General features: G+C 63.8%; 15 protein-coding genes. 12 read left to right on the forward strand and 3 right to left on the reverse strand.

Annotated features, from left to right (window positions below; translation table 11 throughout):
* Positions 1-6: 6 nt before the first annotated feature.
* Positions 7-3969, reverse strand: coding sequence for a hypothetical protein (locus VGM51_04305; GenBank protein HEY3412266.1), 3963 nt, complete (start codon positions 3967-3969; stop codon positions 7-9).
* Between the two features lie 205 nt (positions 3970-4174).
* On the opposite strand from VGM51_04305, the gene VGM51_04310 reads away from it, so the two are divergent.
* From VGM51_04310 to VGM51_04325, 4 genes are all read left to right on the forward strand, one after another.
* Positions 4175-5524, forward strand: a complete 1350-nt coding sequence (locus tag VGM51_04310; GenBank protein HEY3412267.1) for a Gfo/Idh/MocA family oxidoreductase — start codon at positions 4175-4177, stop codon at positions 5522-5524.
* A gap of 113 nt (positions 5525-5637) precedes the next feature.
* Positions 5638-6636 carry a DUF3137 domain-containing protein gene (locus VGM51_04315; GenBank protein ID HEY3412268.1) on the forward strand — a complete coding sequence of 333 codons (999 nt, stop codon included), beginning with the start codon at positions 5638-5640 and terminating at the stop codon, positions 6634-6636.
* Between the two features lie 46 nt (positions 6637-6682).
* Positions 6683-7255, forward strand: coding sequence for a LemA family protein (locus tag VGM51_04320; protein HEY3412269.1), 573 nt, complete (start codon positions 6683-6685; stop codon positions 7253-7255).
* A 412-nt stretch (positions 7256-7667) separates the two neighbouring features.
* Positions 7668-7937, forward strand: a complete 270-nt coding sequence (locus VGM51_04325) for a hypothetical protein (protein HEY3412270.1) — start codon at positions 7668-7670, stop codon at positions 7935-7937.
* A gap of 10 nt (positions 7938-7947) precedes the next feature.
* Here the strand turns inward: VGM51_04325 and VGM51_04330 are convergent, their stop codons facing one another.
* Positions 7948-9228 (reverse strand): ABC transporter substrate-binding protein, encoded by a 1281-nt coding sequence (locus VGM51_04330; GenBank protein ID HEY3412271.1) that lies wholly within the window; start codon positions 9226-9228, stop codon positions 7948-7950.
* A 163-nt stretch (positions 9229-9391) separates the two neighbouring features.
* Between VGM51_04330 and VGM51_04335 the strand changes: the two genes are divergently transcribed.
* From VGM51_04335 to VGM51_04345, 3 genes are all read left to right on the forward strand, one after another.
* Positions 9392-10015 (forward strand): DUF47 family protein, encoded by a 624-nt coding sequence (locus tag VGM51_04335; protein HEY3412272.1) that lies wholly within the window; start codon positions 9392-9394, stop codon positions 10013-10015.
* 66 nt (positions 10016-10081) lie between these two features.
* Entirely contained in the window at positions 10082-11236 is a 1155-nt protein-coding gene (locus tag VGM51_04340) for an inorganic phosphate transporter (GenBank protein HEY3412273.1), read from the forward strand.
* Positions 11237-11412: 176 nt separating this feature from the next.
* The gene (locus tag VGM51_04345) at positions 11413-13920 is read left to right on the forward strand and encodes a glycoside hydrolase family 2 protein (GenBank protein HEY3412274.1); all 2508 of its coding nucleotides are present in this window, start codon (positions 11413-11415) and stop codon (positions 13918-13920) included.
* Positions 13921-14017: 97 nt separating this feature from the next.
* Here the strand turns inward: VGM51_04345 and mutY are convergent, their stop codons facing one another.
* Positions 14018-15097 (reverse strand): A/G-specific adenine glycosylase, encoded by a 1080-nt coding sequence (gene mutY / locus VGM51_04350; GenBank protein ID HEY3412275.1) that lies wholly within the window; start codon positions 15095-15097, stop codon positions 14018-14020.
* 88 nt (positions 15098-15185) lie between these two features.
* Here mutY and VGM51_04355 point away from each other — a divergent pair, with 88 nt between their 5' ends.
* From VGM51_04355 to VGM51_04375, 5 genes are all read left to right on the forward strand, one after another.
* On the forward strand, positions 15186-16121 hold the full coding sequence (locus VGM51_04355; protein HEY3412276.1) for an aminoglycoside phosphotransferase family protein: 936 nt from the start codon (positions 15186-15188) through the stop codon (positions 16119-16121).
* Between the two features lie 102 nt (positions 16122-16223).
* Entirely contained in the window at positions 16224-16658 is a 435-nt protein-coding gene (tnpA, locus tag VGM51_04360) for an IS200/IS605 family transposase (GenBank protein HEY3412277.1), read from the forward strand.
* 143 nt (positions 16659-16801) lie between these two features.
* Positions 16802-18172: a tRNA uridine-5-carboxymethylaminomethyl(34) synthesis GTPase MnmE gene (gene mnmE / locus VGM51_04365; protein ID HEY3412278.1), complete on the forward strand. Its 1371-nt coding sequence runs from the start codon at positions 16802-16804 to the stop codon at positions 18170-18172.
* Between the two features lie 149 nt (positions 18173-18321).
* Entirely contained in the window at positions 18322-18669 is a 348-nt protein-coding gene (locus tag VGM51_04370) for an ASCH domain-containing protein (GenBank protein ID HEY3412279.1), read from the forward strand.
* Positions 18670-18703: 34 nt separating this feature from the next.
* Positions 18704-20428, forward strand: coding sequence for a SpoIID/LytB domain-containing protein (locus VGM51_04375; protein HEY3412280.1), 1725 nt, complete (start codon positions 18704-18706; stop codon positions 20426-20428).

Here is a 20428-nt window from a genome sequence, read left to right on the forward strand (position 1 = left end):
TCGGACCTACGGCCAGGGCAATCCGGGATCCAGGGCCTTTCGGAGGATGGCGGTAACATCGTCCAGCGACAACCGCCCGTCCCCGTAGGGTACGCCGTCTCCGGGTTTCGGCCGCACGTCGCCTGCGGCCAGCGCCCCGGCCGACGCTGCCTGCAATCCGGCCGCCATCCGCAGCGCCAGGATGGCGTCCATCACGTCCACGCTTCCGTTCCCGCTCAGATCGCCGGAACCCGGCCCTCCGGCGCCGATAGAGACCAGATCAACCGCCTGCGCGACGCGTCCCAAACGGTCGGTCACGATCAGGCGCAGTGTGTATTGCCCATCTGCAAGATAAGTTGTGTCCCAAACGCCAAGCGTTCCGCCGCTCACAGTCAATACCGACCCCGCCAGCGTGGAATACGTGGCGGGCGTCGCGCCGGAACCGACCTCCAGCACCCATGACTGGAACCAGGGGCTGAATGCTGTTCCCGAAATGGAAACCAAGCCATGCGGAACCGGCAGCGTGATGCTCAGGTTCGCAATGGGTGCGTTAGCGGGTGATGCCAAGTATGGCGTTGTATCGACCGAGCCGACCACTCCCGCCCCGCTGCCGGGCGGCCGGGGCCCGTCCCCCGCGTCCCAGTAGCAATACCTCGCCGACGAGATGGCGGGCCCGGCGTTGCTGAACGCGGCATCCTGAAGGCTGAGGAAATCGCAGCCGCTCGGCGCGGCCCCTCCAAACACGACCGAACCGGCCCCCCCGACGTCCACGAGGCGAACGTGAGAGCCCGAAGCGTTGTCCACGAACGTCGTGTTCCTGCATGCCAGCGTGAGCGGGGCGCCACGCGCGAAGAGCAGGGAACCCGCGCCGTCGCGGAACAACGATCCGGCGACCGTCAAGTTCGCGTCCACGGCCGATACCGCTCCGGTCGCGTTCGTTCCGCCCGGCAGCACGAACGGCTTTCCGGCGTAGCGGATTTCGGCTCCTGTGAGGGCGCCGGCCGATCCCGGGCCGAAACCCACGCCACCCCAAATGCCCGGCATCGGGAGCGCCGCATCCGCCGTGAACAGTACTGGATGCTCCGGCGAACCCTGCGTTGTCAGCGACCCGCTCACCAGGATCGACGCCCCGCTGCCCATTTTCAGAGTTACACCCTTCGAAAGCAACAGAGTCGCGCCCGCCGCAACCGACACTGTGCCCGGCACAAACAGGGTGCTGTCTGCGGCTACCGAAGCGTTACGCGACAGGGTTCCGGCATCAAGCGATGCGGAGGTGACGCGCACCCCGTCGCCTCCGGCATTTCCGGTCAATGAATTGCCGAAACCCAGACCGTAAAGCGAGCGCATCGGCATCGCGGCCCCCATCGAGCCACAGTCGGTCACGGTGTTGCGCGCGATCGATATGGTGTCCGATGGTCCGGACGCCGTGATGTTGATCCCGGCCGCGACCGCGCGCGACACGGACACGCCCTCAATGACCAGGGATCTCGCCGCGCTGCCGTTGTTCACGCACACGACTCCGTCCGCGCCGCTGTTTCCGACCGCTGAATCGGTGAGGCTCAGATTACCCCGGAACACCAGCACTCCGCCGGCGGCGCCGGAATACAAGGTCGGGTAGAAATCCCCTTGTTCCCCTGCATCATCTACGCGAACGTATGACAGATTGCCGGCGCCGCCTTCCATAATGCCGATCCCGCCCCATGCGCCGCGCTGCGCGCCGGGCGGGCCGTGGAACGCGATCGGCGCCGTCGTGATCCCGTGGGCGGAGAGTGTCCCTTCGACCTGAATCCCCGAAAGCGAATCGCCTGTCACGTCGGCGCCAGGCACAAGTTCAAGCGACGCCCCGAACGGCACATCCACCATATCCAGAAGCCTGATTGGAAACCCCACGCTCACGGTTCCCGCCACGGCCCCGCCGGTCAATGCAACGTGATCACCCGCGGCATTTCCGCTGAATACCGGCGCAGTGACGGCGCCCAGCATGGCCGCGCCGCAGCGCAACGGAAACGCGCCGTTCGCATTTGCCGCCAGCAATGCCACGGTCGCGATCCCCCGCACGTCCATCAGCCGCACGCCGTCGCCGGAATTCGCTGACGCGTTCAAGCCCGTGATCGAAACGGTGTCGGCCAATTGAGACTGATGGACCTGCACGCCGTCACCATCGTTACCGGCACACGTGCCGCCGGTCAGAGTGATGCTCTGAGCAGGCGCCCCCGGGTTGTATACATAGAGACCGTGTCCGGCGCTGTGGTCGCAACTTAGGCCCGTCGCGTTCAGCGACGCCCGGTTCACCAGAACGCCCGCCTGTACCGCGCCGACTCCGGACACGAGAAACGCGCCGTACTGGCCGGCGTATCGCACTCCAGTATTCGCGATTGTCGCCGCTGATCCCGGCTGCAGCGCCACCCCGCCCCAATCGCCGGGCAGCGGCGACGGCCAGAACGAAGTCAGCGTTACCGGGTGCTCCGCCGTCCCCAGCGTCACCAGCGAGCCGAAGACATCCAGCCAGGAGTCGGGAGCAAAGTGAAGCTCCGCTCCCGCGGCGATCGTCAGCGCCACGCCCGGCGGAACGGCCAACGGTTGAAGGACGTGGTAGAGCCCCCCGGCATCCAGGCCCGTATTGGACTCAATGGAGCCGCCAGAGATCCCGATCGCCGGCGTGGCATTGCCGGTGATCAGGTTCCCGGAGAGCGAAACGAGGCGGCGCGCCGGAAGGAGGATTGGGTAGCGCTGCACCCCGGCGACGGTGTTCGCCGAAATGCTCACGGTGTCCGCCGGCGTCTCCATGGCGACCACATAGCCGTCGTTCTCGGTCGAATTGATCGTGCTGTTCTTCACGCTCAGCGAGTGCGAGGGCGAATCGTTGTACCAGTAGAGTCCATCGCCGCCGCTGCCGGTGATGGCCGTCGAGTTCAGGGCCAGGTTGGCCCGATAGGCGAAGATGGAGGCGCTGTGGTATTGGGTTGTCCCCGGTATCTGGAACGAATCGGCAAATCCGGCGCCGCTGATGACGGCGCCGGCAAGGGTAACGGACGAACCCTCGGTCAACTCGATTCCGGCCCACCGCGAAGCGGGAGTCTGAGCGGTGCTGTCTGCGATGAATCCGACCGACGAATCGGGTGAGCCGATTGCGCTCAGGGTCCCGATCACCTGCAACTTCACGCCCGCACGAAAGCGCAGCGTGTCCCCGGCGACGAGGTTCAACGAAGCGCCGGCCGGCACGGTGATTTGCCCGAGCACAAACCACAGGCTGTTCGGTGTGAGATTCACCGTTCCGTAAACAGACCCGGCGCTTAACCCGATACCGTTGCCGGACGCATTGCCGGTCATCGTGTTTGCCGGGCCGATCCGGCCCATCGCGGACGGAGGGATGTGGAACGGAAACGCCCCGCAATTGGAAATCACGTTGCCGCTCACGCTCAACGAATCGCCGGGGTAGATCATTTCCATGTGTACGCCGTCGGTCCGGGCTGCCGAAATGGCGCAGTCGACGATGCCGAGGGACTGAGGCTGTAATGTGTCGTTCTGATAGTAGATCCCGTCCCCGCCAGACGCGCCGATCTCCGAGTTCGCGACAGACAGGTTGCCCCGGTAACAGAACAGAGCGGCCGAGCGCGCCAATTGGCCCGAGATGGGAAAGCCGCCCGGAAGGCCCGCCGCGGTCACCTGGATGAAGGCCAGCGAGGCGGAGCCGCCAGGCTGAACGCCGATCCCGGCCCAGGTACCCGGTACGGAGCCCGTGGCGGACGTAAACACGACCGGCGCCGCGGCCGTCCCGTTCGCGAGGAGCGTGCCGCTGACAAACATCTGCACCCGGTCCTGGAATTTGAGCTGGACCCCGGCATCGATGGTCAGCGTTGCGCCCGCTGGGACGGTGAGGCGGCTCGTCACGAGGTACGGGCTCCCGCTCAGCGCAAGGCTGCCCTGAATGGAGCCGGAAATCGCGGTGTCGGCTCGAACGGAAGAGGGCGCGAGCAGGAGGGTTGCCACCGCGCCGCATATCATCAACAAAACGCTTCTATGAAACCGGTTCGCCGCCATGCAAGTGAAGCAAGTATGCCCTCCGCGAGGCGCCGGCGCCCACAAACAGCGTCCGGATGCCCTCTCCGCTGGAACTTCCACTGCGAGCCATGTACAAGATACTGCAAACCTTATCGGGAATCACAAACGCACTCATCAAGCAGGGGGGACTCACATGGGCGACAACTGGACGGGCAAACTCACACGACTGGATTTTCTCAAGACTCTTGGCCTCGCCGGCGCCGGGCTGGCCCTTCCGGGATCGGCCGGATCGAAAACCCTGGCCGAACCCTTCAAAACGCCGAGATCGTCCGGCGCGACGATGAAGGGCGTGCCGTTCGAAGCGAAGGACCGTGTCCGCCTCGCCTTCATCGGCGTAGGCGGTCGGGGAACGGGCCTCCTGGGGCAATACCTCGGCACCGGGAACGTGGATGTCACCGCCATCTGCGACGTCGTCCCATCGAAGGTCGCGAACGCCCAGCGTATCGTGACCGCCGCCGGGGGTAAGGAGCCCGCGGGCTACAGCAAGGGCGACCACGATTACGAAAACCTCCTGAAGCGCGACGATTTCGACATCGCCGTCATCGCCACACCGTGGAACTGGCACGTGCCGATGTCCGTGTTCGCCATGGAGCAGGGAAAGCACGCCTTTACCGAGGTGCCGGCCGCGAAGACCATCGATGATTGCTGGAAACTGGTGGACACGTCCGAGCGCACGCGGCGCCATTGCGTGATGATGGAGAACTGCTGTTACGGCCAGAACGAGATGACGGTTCTGAACATGATCCAGCTTGGCGTGTTCGGCAAGCTCACGCACGGAGAGGCGGCCTACATCCACGACCTCCGGGGCGAACTCTTCTCGGACGCCGGCGAGGGCCTGTGGCGGCGGTTTGAACACCTCAAGCGAAACGGCAACCTGTATCCCACACACGGGCTCGGACCGGTGGCGAAGTACATGGGGATGCACAACGGAGACCGCTTCGATTATCTGGTGTCCGCCAGCACTCCCGAACGCAATCTCTCCCGGTACCGTGACGACCACACAAAAGAGGGCGACCCAAAGCACGATGAGCGGTATGCCTGCGGCGACATGAATACGAGCATCATCAAGACCGTCAACGGCCTGACCATCATGCTTCAACACGACGTGGTCGGCCCGCGGCCATACGATCGCCTGAACCTCATCTCCGGCACGCTGGCCACGTTCCGAGATTACCCGGCGCGCATTTTCCTGGACGGCCAGGATGCCGACGACTGGCAGACGTTCGATTCCTTCATCGAGAAGTACAACCACCCGTACTGGAAGGAAGTTGGCGAACTGGCGAAGAAGAACGGCGGCCACGGCGGGATGGACTTCGTGATGGCGTGGCGTCTGATCGAGTGCATCCGCAAGGGCATTGCGCCGGACATGGACGTGTACGACGCGGCGGCCTGGAGCGCCCCCGGTCCGCTCAGCGAGTGGTCGGTCGCCCACGGCAGCGCCCCGGCAAACTTCCCGGACTTCACGCGCGGCAAGTGGAAGTAGGCGCCGGGTGTCTGGTGTCGGGTGTCTGGTGTCGGGAAACTGACACCCGACACCAGCGGCCGGAACCTGACGGGGCAACGATCCGTAACGACCGTTGAATGGAGTGCCCTGCCGTGACCACAGAGAAACCCCTGGACGTGGCTGCCGATAGCGCTTTGACAGCGGAGGTGATCCCGCACCTCGAAACGGAGCGCGCGGAGGCCGCCAGAGCGTTCTACCTCGCATTCGGCGTGTTCGTGATGACTGCCGGCGCCGTGGCGCTGGCAGTCATCACGTATCCTTACGACCTTGTACCCGCCGGAATCGCCGGAGCGCTCGGAATCGCGGCCTTCATATACTGTTTGTGGGCTGCGTTTTCCCGCCAGAACGACTTCGCCGGCGTGTTCTCGCGGTGGCAGGACGAGCAAGTCATGCGGTCGCTGGACCCTGACTGCGACTTCGACGCGGCCAGGTATCTGGAGAGCGCCGAATATGAGCTAAGCGGCCTCTTTCCCGACGAGTATAACGGCTTCTCGGGAGCCAATTATGTCCATCGAAAAGTGGGCGAAACGGAAATGGCAGCGTCAAACCTGAACGTCACGTACACCTGGGAAACCACGAGGACGGAAAGCTACACCGATTCCAACGGTAACACGCAGACGCGGACGGTTACGGAAAGCCACACAGACACGCGGTTTTCGGGGCTTCTCCTGCGCTTCGACGCTGCGAAGGACTTCACGGGCCGCGTCTTCATCGATCCACGCCGGCAGTCGTCGCGTCGAGAAGGGACGACGGAGGTCCTGCTTCCATCGTCGGAGTTCATGGGCCGGTTCTCGGTGTCGGCTACGGACGAGTTCGCGGCCCACTACCTTCTCTCACCGGCCACCCTGGAACGCATTCTCGCGCTGCAGGCTCGTTTCAATGATCCCATTCACCTTTCCTACGTCGAAAGCTGCCTTTACCTTGGGCTGCCGGGCGTTGAACTCGGCTTCGGCGATGCGCCGGGCCTGTTCCGGAGGGTGCGGGAGGAGTCCGTATTGCGCGTCGTTTCCCAGTGCCGTGCAAGCCTGCTTTTCCTCGATGGCCTGGTCGAGCAATTGGATTTGAACACACGTATCTGGACGAAGCAATGATTGCCTGCATTCCGAACGCTAAGCGTTCGTCTCTGGAGGGAATACGATGATGTTGGTTTCCTTGGCGGTGGCAGTGGTCCTGGGGCTAGCCGGCCTGGTGCTGCTTGTTGGCGTTGTCTGGTGGGTGAGCACTCTGAACGACCTTATCCGGCGCCGGAATGCCATCCAGAATGCCACTTCCGTGCTGGATGCGTGCCTGAAGCGGCGGTATGACCTGGTCCCGGACCTGGTCGAGAGCGTAAAGCGCCACATGGCTCACGAGAAGGACCTCGTAGACAGTGTCACGAAGGCGCGGAAAACAGTTATGGGGGCGCGGGGCGCTGGCGATCCGGCCGCAGAAGCGGCCATGGGCGACATCCTGAAGGCGTTCAACGTGATGGTTGAGAACTACCCGGATTCCCACGCTGATCAGACCGTGGACACGTTGATGCGTTCGCTCTCCGAGATTGAGGAGGAGATTCGCGCGGGGCGGCAGATGCTGGCGGGCAACACGACGATGTACAACAACCTGGTGCAGGGTGTTCCCAGCGGAATGGTGGCGAGTGTACACGGCTTCGCCACCGCGGCGATGTTCAGCATCCCGGAGGAGCAGCGCGAGAAGACTCCCGCGTGGAAGTAAGGCGAGCATTCAGCGTCCGGCATCCAGCATTCAGGTTCCGGCCGGGATGGTGATTGCTGTACGCGCCAAAATGGTCGAATGAGTATGCGATGCGCATCTATCTCGACACCTGCTGCCTGAACCACCCGTTTGACGACCAGGCACATCCACGGGTCCGCTTGGAGGCTGAGGCGATTTGGGCCATCTTCAACCGAAGCGAAGGTGGATGAAACTGTTCAACGACGGGCGAACGAATTACAGGCTGCCGGATACGGTGCATACGACGCCCTCCACGTTGCCTGTGCGGAATGCGCGAAGGTGGACGTGCTCCTGACGACGGATGATCGGTTGGTCAGGAAAGCGGCCAGTTGCGTGGGATCACCGACCGTCGGAGTCGTGTCCCCTTGGGAATGGCTTGAACAGGAGGCCTCCAATGAACACTGAGTCCCTAACAGGCGAAGAGATCCGTACAATTGGTCTAAACGCCTTGATGGGTGCGCTCGGCCCATCGGGATTCATCCGATTCCTCCAGCAGTTCAGCAATGGGTCCGGCGACTACACCCGAGACAGACAGGCATTGCTTGGCAACCCGACAGTCGACGAACTGGTCAGGGAGACTAAGGCGTTGCAGGCGCAAGAAGGCGAACCTGGCCATACAGGCGATCGCGATCCGGGGGAGAGTGGGCGTTTGTCCGGCGCTTGACTTCCGCCCCCTACTCTTCGCCTAGCTGCACATCGATGCGGCGGGCGGCCTCGGTGAGCGCGGCCTCAACGGTTCGCTTCTTAAGAAGGATTTCGTCGATCGCCTCCCGCCCGATGTCTTCCACCAGCGCGTACTGCTCCACGCTCGCTCCGGTCGGGCCGCGCGCGTACCGCACGTTGTCGAGAAATGCCGGCTCCAGCGGGCTCTTTCCGCGGTACTCCTCGGCGATCTGGCGGTCCGCCGCGATGGCGATTCCCTGATCGGCGTACATCCGCTGAGCGTACTTGCCGCTGATGAACTTGATGTACTCCCAGGCCTCTTTCGGGTGCTTGCAGCCTCGCATCATCGCCGGGCCGGACTCGTACATCACCGTCACGTGCGCCTTGTTTCGCGGCAGCCCCACCACCCCCACGTTTGACAGCGGATAGAGCTCGTTCTGGCTGTAGGTTGGGATCATCCAGTGGCCGGAAACGTCCATGGCCACGTTGCCGGCCTGGAAGTTGGAGGTGCCCATGGCCTGCGCCTCGGAGGTGGTCGGCGCGAGGCGTTCTTTCACGACAAGGTCCGTATAGAATCGCATCGCCTCGACGCTGGCCTTGCTGTTCAGGTAGCCGGTAGCCTTCTTACCGTCCGGGCTCAACACGCTGCCGCCGTTCTGCCATATCCACATCACCCAACCGGGCATCCAGTCGGTGGCGTTGAAGCCGTATTGCACCACTTTACCGTTCCTGCGAATCGTGAGGCGGCGCGCGGCGTCGTGGAAATCCGCCCAGGTCCACCCTTCCTTCGGGAAGGGCACTCCCGCCCTGCGGAACGACGCCTTGTTGTAGTACATCATCATCGGCGTGAAGTTGGCGGGCATGGCGTACAGGGCCTTTCCGCGCCGCGCGACGTTCACCACGTTGGGATAGAAGCTGGAGAGGCGCATCTCCGGATCGCCCTCAATGAATGGCGTGAGGTCCTGCAGCGTGTTGTTGTCGATGAAGATCGCCGCGTACGAGGCGTCGAGGGCGATGACGTCCGGCTGGGTGCCGGCCAGGATCGTCATCATCACCTTCTGGGTGTACGCGTCCGGCATATGCTCCATCTGGAGCCGGATCCTCGGGTGCAGGCGCTGGAACTCGGCGATCAACTGCTGGTTCTGCTGGTTGGACTTCTCGTCCGCGGAGGCGCCGCCCCAATCGGCAACGTGGATCGTCACCACGTTAGCGGCCGGCGCGGCAGCGTGGCGGCAGCCGGCGGCGGCCAGCGACATGAGTATACCTGCGGTTACGAAGGCTGTGCGGTTCATAGACGGTCTCATCTTAACACAATTTGACGTGCCGCCGGGGGGCGCGGACCGCACGCATACCCGCATGGCCGGAGACTTTTCGCCTGTGTACCGTCAATAATGCTTAAGGGCAATTTAAGCCCCAGCGCTCCCGGCGCTCACGCCGCGAGTACCGGAGGAACATTTGGCACTCTTTACCAAAGACACATCGTTCTACGACCTGCTGGAAGAGCAGGCGGACACGGCGCACAAAGCCGCCGAAACCTTTCTAAAACTGACCGACGACTGGAAACACCTTCTGAACTACGTGGAGGAACTGGACGAGATCGAAAGCGCCGGGGATGACCTCTGCCATCAACTCACCAACCGGGTTGACGCTACTTTCGTAACCCCGCTCGACAAGGAGGATCTCCACGCGCTGGTCGGCGGCCTGGACGATATTACTGACTGCATCGACGCCGCGACCTCACGCCTTGCCATCTATCAGATCCCCGGGCCGAGGCCCGATCTGAGCGCACTGGTGCGCCTTCTGGTAAACATTACCGCCGCCACTCGCAAGGCCGTTGGCCACCTCCGCAACCTCAAGGCCCGCACCAAACTGCAGGCCACCCTCATCCGCATTCACGAACTGGAGAACCAGGCCGACCTGGGGTTCCGCAACGCTCTGGGAGACCTGTTCAACGCGCCGGACGCCGAACCGATCAACGTGATGAAGTGGAAGGAGATCTACGACCGCATCGAGCGCGCCATGGACAAGTGCGAGGATGTGGCGAACATGGTAGAGAGCGTGGTCGTCAAGTATGCATAGCCTGGACGCTCTGATCGTGCCGGCGGCGTTTTCGCGCCAGGCCGTCATTGGCAGGAGGGCCGACAGATGTCGCCCCTTCTGATCGTCGTTATCCTGGTCATCGTGCTGGCCCTCGCCTTCGACTACAGCAACGGCTTTCACGACTCCGCCAACTCCATTGCCACCGTTGTCGCTACCCGGGTGCTCAGGCCCGGCCAGGCCGTGCTCTGGGCCGCGTTCTTCAATTTCATTGCGGCCTTCACGTTCGCTCCGTCCGTGGCCAAGACCATCGGCAAAGGCATCGTGAACCCGTCCATCGTGGACGTGAACATCATCCTTGCCGCTGTGGTGGGCGCCATCTTGTGGAACCTGGCAACGTGGTACCTGGGACTGCCGTCCAGTTCATCCCACGCGCTTGTGGGCGGCCTGGTGGGAGCGGCGCTGGTAAAGGTGGGACCTCAGGCTGTGATCGGGTCCGGCTTGGAGAAGGCCGCCCTCTTTATCGTCGTCTCGCCGGCCATCGGCATGGTCATCGGATTCATCCTGATGTCCCTGTCTATGAGGGCGCTCCGCAACGCGCAGCCAGGCCCGGTGAACCATTGGACGCGGCTGCTGCAACTCCTGTCATCCGCGTGCTACTCGTTGAGTCACGGCCTCAACGACGCGCAGAAAACGATGGGCATTATCGCTATTCTCCTCATAAGCATGCAGCCGCAGATCCCCGCGCTCCAGCACGCGCCCCACTGGCTGATGCCCCCGCGTGACCTGCACTATGTGCCACTTTGGATTATCCTTTCGGCCCACACCGCCATTGCTCTCGGCACACTGTCCGGAGGGTGGCGCATTGTGAAGACGATGGGAATGCGGATCACCCAACTGACGCCGCTGGGAGGGGTTTGCGCGGAATTGGCGGGCGCATGCACCATCATCGGCGCATCCATCGCCGGCATCCCGGTGAGCACAACCCATACCATCACCGGCGCTATCGTCGGCGTTGGATCCAGCCGGCGCCTGTCTGCCGTGCGCTGGGGCATCACGTACCGAATCGTGTGGGCCTGGATCCTGACCATCCCATGTGCCGCACTGCTTTCCGGAGCGACGTATTTTGCCGTAGCGCGCCTGCTGCCCCAACTCCCCAAGGCCGGCCAGTCTGCCATAGGAGTGCTGATAGCCGGCGCCCTGCTATACGCTCTCGTGGGCTGGCTGTCGTCTACCAGAAAGCCTCAGCACGTTCACGCTTGAAGGCGTTCCTGAGTTCCGGGTTCTGGGTTCCGGGTTCCGGGTTCTGAGTCTCGGAACCAGGAACTCGAAACTCGAAACGCCTTCGCCGCGTGACAATCTCTTGAGCGATGTGCCATCCTGACCTCGGATAGCCATGCTGTCCCCGACAGCATATTTTCAGAACCGGAGAGCCTCACATGAACCCGTCCGAGGAAACCACTGTCCTGCCTCTGAACACCGGCTGGCGCTTCACCGAAGTACGCCCGCCGGACTCCTCCCCCAATACCGCCCTGCCCTGGATGCCGGCCACCGTGCCCGGCCACGTACACGACGACCTGGCCCGCGCCGGCGTCATCCCCGACCCCTTCAGCCGCATGCAGGAACGCGGCGTCGGCTGGGTTGATGAGACCGACTGGGTATACGAGAACACTTTCACGCTGGAAACGCCGCCCGCCAACGCCTATCTGCGCTTCGAGGGCCTCGATACCATCGCGGAGATCGAGCTGAACGGCGAACCGCTGGCGAACACCGACAACATGTTCGTGGAGCACGAGTTCCCGGTCGGCGGCCGCCTGAAGGCGGGCGAGAACACGCTGAAGGTGACGTTCCGCAGCGCGCTGAGGATCGGCCGCGAGCGCCGCGCGGCGTACGCCAAGACCGGCGAGGACCGGCTGGAGGACCACCGCGCCGTCTGGGGCCCGCGCTCGTTCGTCCGCAAGGCGCAGTACATGTACGGCTGGGACTGGGGCCCGGAACTCGTTTCCTGCGGCATCTGGAAGGGCGTTTCCCTCGTAAGCGTTCCGGTCGCACGCATCACCGACTGGAAGTACGATACCGTCTTCAATGAAGATGGCAGCGCCACGGTAGCCTTCGAGGTCAGTGTGGAGCGCGCCCCGGGGCAGGAAGAGACGCCGCTGACCGCGGCGGTTTCGTTCCCGATGCACGGTATACCTAGAGTACTCGCGGACGTTCCGGCTGGTTTAGGAAGACTGGCTGTTCCAGTAAAATGTTATGTTTCGGATGCCAAGCGCTGGGTTCCCAACGGAAGCGGTAACCCGGAACGTTATCGCACTCTTCTGGAGTTGTCCACCTCCGGCGTTGCGCTGGATGTCCGCCACACTAGCATCGGCCTTCGCACCGTCGAACTTGTCCGCGAACCCGATGCGGATGGCAAGGGCGAGTGCTTCAAGTTCCGCGTAAACGGAAAGGACGTCTTCATCAAGGGAGCCAACTGGATCCCCGCGCACTCATTGCCTTCGCGACTGGATAGTTATGATGGATTCCAGCATCTGGAGCGTGTCCTCACGCAGGCCCGCGACGGGGGCATCAACATGGTGCGCGTGTGGGGAGGCGGTGTATACGAATCGGTGTATTTCTACCGACTTTGCGACTCCTTTGGCATCCTCGTGTGGCAGGACTTCCCTTACGCTTGCGCCCACTATCCGGACACAGGCGAATACGCCGAGGAGGCGCGCGCCGAGGCCATGAAAGCCGTGCGTCGGCTGCGGAACCACCCGTCGCTGGCGCTCTGGTGCGGCAACAACGAAAACCAGTGGCTGGCGGCGCACTGGCCGAAATCCACGCCCAACGCGCGCGTACTGGGCAGCCACCTGTACGACGAAGTGCTGCCGGAAGTTGTCAAGCAGGAAGACGCGTCCACGCCGTACTGTCCTTCGTCCCCCTTCGGCGGCGACGAGCCGAACAGCCAGGACGCCGGCGACCGCCACGACTGGGATGTCTGGCACGGTGGCGGCGACTACACCAAATACCTCGAGGACAACTCGCGGTTCGTGAGCGAGTTCGGCTTCGCATCATCGTGCGGCCTCAAGGCGTGGGACTCCTGCCTCGCACCTGAAGACAAGCACCCGTATTCGGACGCCGTGAAGTGGCACAACAAGACCGGCAAGAAGTACGAGGAATACATCGGCTACACGGCGGCGCACTTCCCGGAGCCACGCACGCTGGAGGACCTCGTCTACTACACGCAACTGAACCAGGCGGAAGCGCTGAAATGCGGCGTGGAGCATTGGCGCCGTCACAAGGGGCGCTGCTGGGGCACGATCTTCTGGCAGTTGGAAGACTGCTGGCCGGTTCAGTCGTGGGCCGTCATCGACTCCGCGGGCGAGCCGAAAGCCGCGTATTACGGCATGAAGCGATTCTACGCTCCGGTCCTGATCTCACTGGTCCGCGACGGCGACGTGGTCCGCGCCCACCTGACCAACGACACGAACGAACCGATCCGGGGCAAGGTAACGGTTCGGGTGGAGTCGTTCATCGGCGAGCGCCTGGAGAAGGAAGACGCCATCGCGTATATCCCGGCGAACGGCACGGCGGAGGTGGACGCGGTCAATATCGTGTGCGCCGAGGGCCGCGAACGGGAAGTCTACGTGTACGCCCGCTTCCGCCCCGAGGACGGCGGCCCGCAGATCGAGAACTACATGTTCCTCGCCGAACCAAAGGAACTGCAGATGGCCGACCCCGGTTTGAGCGTTGATGTGTCGGTGACGGGCGGCGGTTTCGTCGTTACGCTCGGGGCGAAGCGCTTCACTCCGTACATCTGGCTGCGACTGACCGGCGACGAACCAGGCGAGTGGAGCGACAACCACTTCCACATGCGGGCCGGAAAGGAAACGACCGTCACGCTCAATGCGCCCGGCCTCAGCGTGGAGGACGTGCGCTCAAGATTGGTCGTCCGACACCTGTAAACATGTCATCCTGAGCGCAGCGAAGGATCTCGACGTCACGTTGAGTTGTTTCGCTGCGCTCAACCTGACACGCATGCTTTCCTCCGTGCTCCTCCGTTTACTCCGTTACCTCCGTGGTAGTTTCTGTGTGGACCATCGCCATCAGTTTTCGTTGCGGGGAGGGCAAGGCCAGGGCCTTCGCTTCTTCCGTTGTCACCCATCGGCCGGTCGCGATCCGCTCCTGCAGCTTCGCCTCGTAGGCATGAAGGGCGATGGACCGGCGCATCACGGTGTGGCGAATGGCCGTGATGTATTCTCCCAGCGTCACTTCAACTCCGAGGCGTTCCGCCGCTATTCGACGCGCGGCGTTCTCGAGCGATTCGCCCGGTTGAACGGTACCGCGCGGGACCTCCCACATGCCGGCCCAGACGCCGGTTGGCGGCCGCTGGAGCAGCAGTATCCGGCCCTCGGCATCTCGGATGACCAGCCCTACGTCGGCCTGCGCTTCCATCGGCGGTTTTGGCGCGATCTGCGGGAACTCCGACTGACGGCCTTCGCGCCTCGCGCTGCACCAGGGGGATATCGGGCATTCCGGGCAGCGCGGGGCCTCTGGGACGCAGACTGAGGCGCCGATGTCGAACAGCGCGAGGTTCCAGTCACGCGCGCGGCCGTGCGGCAGGATAACCTCAGCGATTCGCCAGAGTTCGCGGTGCGTGAAGCCCGAGCGCGGATCGCCGTAGATGAGCATCAATCTCGCCAGCACACGCGAGATGTTGGCATCGACGACCGGAACGTTGTCATTGAACGCAAAGGAGCAGATCGCTCCGGCGGTGTAACGGCCGATCCCCGGCAGCGCGAGGACGTCCTCGAAAGATCGCGGGAAGACGCCGCCGTGGCGTTCTACGACCTGTCGCGCCGCGGCATGGAGGTTGCGGGCACGGCTGTAGTAGCCCAGCCCGGCCCAAGCGTGCAGAACGTCGTCCAGCAGCGCGTCCGCCAGTTGGCGCACGGTCGGGAACCGCGCCATGAACCGCTCCCAGTACGGTGTTGCCGCGGCGACGGTGGTCTGCTGGAGCATGATTTCGGACACCCAGATGGCGTAGGGGTCGCGCGTGTCGCGGAACGGCATCGGCCGCGCGTTGCGGCCAAACCAATCCAGCACGGCCGCCTGCAGGGCCGGTATGTCTTCTGGAAGCATACAATGATGGTAGCAACAGCCTGAGTGGAACGGGCGTCCCGCCCGTTTTCGATGCAATGCAACGGGCGGGACGCCCGTTCTACTGGAAATGGACAACTCAATCCTCACACGCTTGATCCAGCCGGCTTTTCCGGGCGGAACAGTGATCTCTTCCGCACCGCTGGACGGGATGGCGAACAGCAGTTACCGGGTCAGCCTGGATGGCCGCGAGGCGCCGATCACCGTTCGGGTCTACACGCGGGCGCCGGAGTCGGCGGCGCGCGAGTGGGAGATCATGGCCCATGTTGCCCGCCGAGTGCCGGTCCCTCACGTCCTCTGGCACGGCAGAAACCCGGAACTGATCGACAACCCGTACGCTATCCTGCGCTGGGTGGATGGCGTTCCCCTCGACCAGGTGATCGCGGAAGGCGGATCGGACGCGCATCAGGCCGCCTACGCCGCCGGAGAGGTGCTGGGCCGCATCGGCTCCTTCACGTTCCCGAAGGCCGGCTTCCTCGGACCCGACCTGACGGTCACGGATCCGTGGGAGAGCTTCGCGCAGGGCATCCGCGACTGCGTGAAGGACTGTGCGTTCAAGGGCATTGCGGCGGACCGGATGGGCAGGGACCTCGCCGCGCGTATGTGGACGTTTGCGATGCAGCACGTCGGCAGCCTGAACCGGGTCCGCGACAGCAAGTGCTTGGTCCACGCGGATTTTCACGGTCGCCATCTGATCATGCGACGCGCCCGCGATGAATGGGCCGTTGCCGGAGTGCTCGACTGGGAGTTCGCGTTCTCGGGGCCGCAGTTGTTCGATCTGGGGCAGATGATCCGGTATAAGGGCCTGCCGCCCGAATATCACGACGATTTTGCGCGCGGATTCGCCGACCATGGCGGCGAACTGCCCGACGATTGGCGGACGCTGGGACGAACCTGCGACCTGGTGAACCTCCTGCAGTTCCTCAGCCGTCCCGAGCTCACACCCGAACAGGAAGGCCACTGGCTGAACGCGCTGCGATACGCGCTGGATGAGGAGGGAGTATGAGCATGGGCGACAACAAAGTCCAGCAGCCGGGCTCCGAGGCATAAATGCCCCGGCAAAGGGCCTACGGCCGCAAAGGCCATGAATGGCCTGACGGAGGGAAGGATGCCACAGAGTCTCGTAGAAATCTATGTTCACCTTGTGTGGACAACCCACAATCGGGAACCATTGCTGATTAGTGATACAGAACGATCGGTCTACCGCGTATTGGCCTCAGAAGCAGCGAAGATGAACTGCCGCATCCTGGCGCTGGGAGGCGTTGCGGACCATGTCCATGTCTTGGTTTCTCTGCCTGCCCAGTACGGTATTCCTCGTCTCCTCAACCAAATGAAGGGTGCTTCTTCACATCTCATCCGAGCCACGCCTTCCGGCGAGGGGTTTGGCTGGCAGGGTGGCTATGCCGCCTTGAGCGTCAGCCCCAATCATGTCCCACGGGTACAGGCCTATGTTCAACGCCAGAAAGCACACCATGCGGAATGCTCCACGTTTCCTGCATGGGAACCGTCCCTCGAACAAAACGCACCGAGTAAAGCGGAATGAGACACGCACTGACGCCGGGCTCCACTAGTCCCTCACTGAACGGCTGAGTGAAAACCGGCAGCCCATTCATGGGCTTCGTGGCCGAAGGCCAGCAGCAGTGGCATTCATGCCACGGGATGCTACGCGCTGGATGAGGAGGGAGTATGACAACCGACACCATCGCCGCCATATCCACGCCGATCGGGGAGGGCGGAATCGGCATCGTCCGCGTAAGCGGGCCGGACGCCTTCGCTGTCGCAGCGCGCGTGTTCCGGGCGAAAAGCGGCAGACCGATATCCGGGCAGCGGAGCCACACGGTGCGCTTCGGCACGATTGCCGACGAGGGCGAAGAGGTCGACCAGGCCCTGGCGACCGTCTTTCGGGGCCCGAATTCCTACACCGGAGAGGACACCGTGGAGCTGTCCACGCACGGAGGCCCGGTTCCGCTGCGGCGCACGCTGGACCTGTTGTTGAGGGCCGGGGCGAGGCTGGCCGGTCCCGGCGAGTTCACGCAACGCGCCTTCATGAACGGGAAGCTTGACCTGGCGCAGGCGGAAGCCGTGATCGACAGCATCCGCGCGAAATCCGACGCCGGACTGAAGGTCGCGATCCGCCAGTTGGAGGGCGTGCTCAGCCGTCGCGTGACCGCCGCCAGGGACTCGCTGCTCTCTGTCTGCGCCGCTGTCGAGGCGAGCACGGATTTCCCGGACGAGGTGCCCGAACCGGACAGGCCGCAGCTCATCCTCCAGACCGGCCACGTCCTGGACGAGGTGAACCGTCTCCTCGCGACGGCGGACAGCGGCCGGGTGTATCGCGAGGGCGTGTCGTGCGCCATCGTCGGACGGCCCAACGTGGGCAAATCTTCCCTGCTGAACGCCCTCCTTCGCGATGCCCGGGCGATCGTCACCGAGGTGCCGGGCACGACGCGTGACGTCATAGAGGAAAGCGTGACGCTGGGCGGGGTGGCGATCCGCCTCCTGGACACGGCGGGCCTCCGGGATTCCGAGGATACTGTGGAGCGCATCGGCGTCGAGCGCACGCACGCCGCGATGGCCGACGCCGACGTGTTGATGGTGGTTCTGGACGCCTCCACTCCACTCACCCGCGAGGACGAGCAGGCGCTGGACGAGGCGCGCGGCCGCCCGGCGGTCGTCGTGCTGAACAAGAGCGATCTCCGGCAGTTCCTGGTCGGCGCCGATGTCACGGTCCGCCTGCCGCACGCAGAGGTGGTCTCCGCTTCCATGGCCACGGGCGCCGGTCTCCCGGAGGTTGAAATGGCGCTGGCGAAGGTCGTTCTGGACGGCAAGATGGCGCCGCAGGACGTCACCGTTAGCCGTGCGCGGCACGTAGCCAGCCTGTCAGGGGCGCGCAATGCCCTGGAGGCCGTGCTCGCCACGCTGAGAGGTGACTGGCCGCTCGACCTCGTCGCCCAGGACCTCCAGATCGCCGCGCGCCACCTTGGCGAGATCGGCGGTCAAACGGCAAGCGAGCGGATCATACAGGAGATATTCGCCCGATTCTGCGTGGGAAAATGAAGGAATCGGGGGCAGGAGCCAAAGATAGGGATGCGGATGGCGGCGGGACAGGGTTCGGCGGGCCTGTTTCCCGTCTCCTGTCGCCTGAGAGGATATAATATGTTGCGGGAACTTGTACCCGCCGCTTGCCCATTATCGGAAACTGCCCCATGTTTGCCATCAATTTCTATTCCCAGATTTACGTCGATATGCTGCGCAAGGGCCGCAAGACCGGAACGGTCCGCCTCGGCGACAAATCGTCAAAATACCAGCCTGGGCAGCTGGTCTGGATCACAACGGGTCACCGCCACGGCACCCGGCAGAAACTCTTTACCGCCATTATCGACACGGTACGTGTTGCGCCTATCACCGACCTCACCCCGCGCGAAATCGAGAAGGAAAGCCCGGAGATCCGCACCGCCGACGAATTGGTAGACCTTCTCGAGCGCATCTATGGGGACTCGCTGACTCCATCGAATATCGTCACGGTGATTCAGTTCTCCCAGGTCATCGAATGAGGATAACACGGCGCACCGACGCCGGCCGAGGGCTATGCCGCTTCCCCGCCTGAACATAACCATTTCTCCGCTGGCTTTCGCCATCGCGATCGGGACCGCGCTTACCTGCGCGGCGCTGCTGTCCGGCCGTCACTTGCCGGCCCGCCCGCAGATGGCGGAGGCGCCTCCCCCCAGGCCCGTTCATCGCAACCGCCATATTCACCGGGCGGCGTTCCAGAAAGAACCCATCGTCAGGGCCGAAGACTTCCTCACGGGCGCCGGATTGGCCGCGCCCCAGGAGACCGTCCGCGTACTGATCACCAAGGCCGCCCAGAAAGGTCGCGTAACGTTGACGTCGGAGGCGGATCTGCTGGTGGTGAACCCTGAAACGCATTCCGCGTTCGCCCGCGTACCGGCGGGGATGCCTTACATGCTTTCCCTCTCGGATGACGGGCGCGACGTCGCCGGGCCGGGCGGCTCCGACCTGCCGTGCGCCACCGTTCGCATCATTAGCCTCAACGCATCCCGTCCTATCACCATCGGTACGCGCGCGTATCTGGGCGCGATTGAGGTGCGTGTCGGCGATTCCGGCCTGGAAGTCGTCAACGAAGTACGGCGCGAGGACTACATCGCGGGCGTGCTGGCCGGCGAATCGGTCAAGGCGTTCCCGCTGGGCGCTCTGAAGGCCCAGGCCGTCGCGGCGCGCACGTTCGCCCTGTCGCAATCCGGCCATCGCCCGAATGGCATCGACGTTGTGGATACCGTGGCCGACCAGGTCTACGGCGGTACTCGCTCGGACTGGCCGGAAATCCGCCAGGCTGTGGAGGAGACCGCCGGCATCATCGCGACTTACCACGATGAGCCGATTGTCGCCTATTTCAGCGCCGATTGCGGCGGGCAGACCAGGTCGAATGCAGCGGCCGGCCTCAGCCATAGAGAATTGCCGTACTTGCTCCCGGTAGTGGACGCCCCCGCGGGCGGACCGGATTACTGCTCCGCGTCGCCCCGGCACACGTGGACGCTCGACATCCCCGCGGCCGACATCATCGCCAAACTGAACGCGAAGGGCGGTACGAAACTGGCAGCCATCACCGACATCCGATTCAACCGTGTATCAGCGGATGGCCGGGTCGGAGAGGTGGAGGTCGAGGGGCTCCCGGTATCCGAAAAAGCGATCGCGCCCGCAGCGCAGCCTGGCGCCGCAACACCTGCCGAACCGAAGGTGGAATCGCCGGCTGCCCAGGGCGACTCGGCGGCGGATCCGGGGAAGCCGGTTGTCCCGGTAGCCCCGGCCGACCCTGGAACCGCGCCGCCAACCCCCGAACCGGTGAAGTCAACATTCGCGGGCTATGAGTTCCGGAAGATGGTGGGCACGAATGTCCTCAAGAGCCAGATCATGACCGTCTCGCGGTCCGGCGAGGATACGTGGACGTTTTCCGGACGGGGATACGGTCACGGCGTTGGCCTCTGCCAGTGGGGAGCCTGCGGGATGGCCCGGGCCGGCATCGGATACGACGCCATCCTCAAGCACTATTACACCGGCATCGAACTGACGCACGAGAAACAGCGCACCGGTATCCTGGAAGGGCGCGCGCGGGACATTTCCGGCGCGTTCGCGCCCGGCGCCCTCGTGCAGGTGGCCGGCGCCGGCCTTGAAGCCGTCGCGGACCGGGAAGGCTTCTTCCAGTTCAAAGACCTGCCCGCGGGGACATACGATCTCGTTGTCACCCCCAAAGGCGGGCAGGCAACCGTGTCGTTCGCCTGGCGCGTGAAGGCCTAG

Source organism: Armatimonadota bacterium, from assembly GCA_036504095.1.
GTDB lineage: Bacteria > Armatimonadota > DTGP01 > JAKQQT01 > JAKQQT01 > DASXUL01.

What these genes read in the sequence shown, in the direction of transcription:
- VGM51_04310 (HEY3412267.1), top strand. Translation starts at nt 4,175, where the DNA reads ATGGGCGACAACTGGACGGGCAAACTCACACGACTGGATTTTCTCAAG.
- VGM51_04320 (HEY3412269.1), top strand. Translation starts at nt 6,683, where the DNA reads ATGATGTTGGTTTCCTTGGCGGTGGCAGTGGTCCTGGGGCTAGCCGGC.
- VGM51_04325 (HEY3412270.1), top strand. Translation starts at nt 7,668, where the DNA reads ATGAACACTGAGTCCCTAACAGGCGAAGAGATCCGTACAATTGGTCTA.
- VGM51_04330 (HEY3412271.1), bottom strand. Translation starts at nt 9,228, where the DNA reads ATGAACCGCACAGCCTTCGTAACCGCAGGTATACTCATGTCGCTGGCC.
- VGM51_04340 (HEY3412273.1), top strand. Translation starts at nt 10,082, where the DNA reads ATGTCGCCCCTTCTGATCGTCGTTATCCTGGTCATCGTGCTGGCCCTC.
- VGM51_04345 (HEY3412274.1), top strand. Translation starts at nt 11,413, where the DNA reads ATGAACCCGTCCGAGGAAACCACTGTCCTGCCTCTGAACACCGGCTGG.
- mutY (HEY3412275.1), bottom strand. Translation starts at nt 15,097, where the DNA reads ATGCTTCCAGAAGACATACCGGCCCTGCAGGCGGCCGTGCTGGATTGG.
- VGM51_04355 (HEY3412276.1), top strand. Translation starts at nt 15,186, where the DNA reads ATGGACAACTCAATCCTCACACGCTTGATCCAGCCGGCTTTTCCGGGC.
- tnpA (HEY3412277.1), top strand. Translation starts at nt 16,224, where the DNA reads ATGCCACAGAGTCTCGTAGAAATCTATGTTCACCTTGTGTGGACAACC.
- mnmE (HEY3412278.1), top strand. Translation starts at nt 16,802, where the DNA reads ATGACAACCGACACCATCGCCGCCATATCCACGCCGATCGGGGAGGGC.
- VGM51_04370 (HEY3412279.1), top strand. Translation starts at nt 18,322, where the DNA reads ATGTTTGCCATCAATTTCTATTCCCAGATTTACGTCGATATGCTGCGC.
- VGM51_04375 (HEY3412280.1), top strand. Translation starts at nt 18,704, where the DNA reads ATGCCGCTTCCCCGCCTGAACATAACCATTTCTCCGCTGGCTTTCGCC.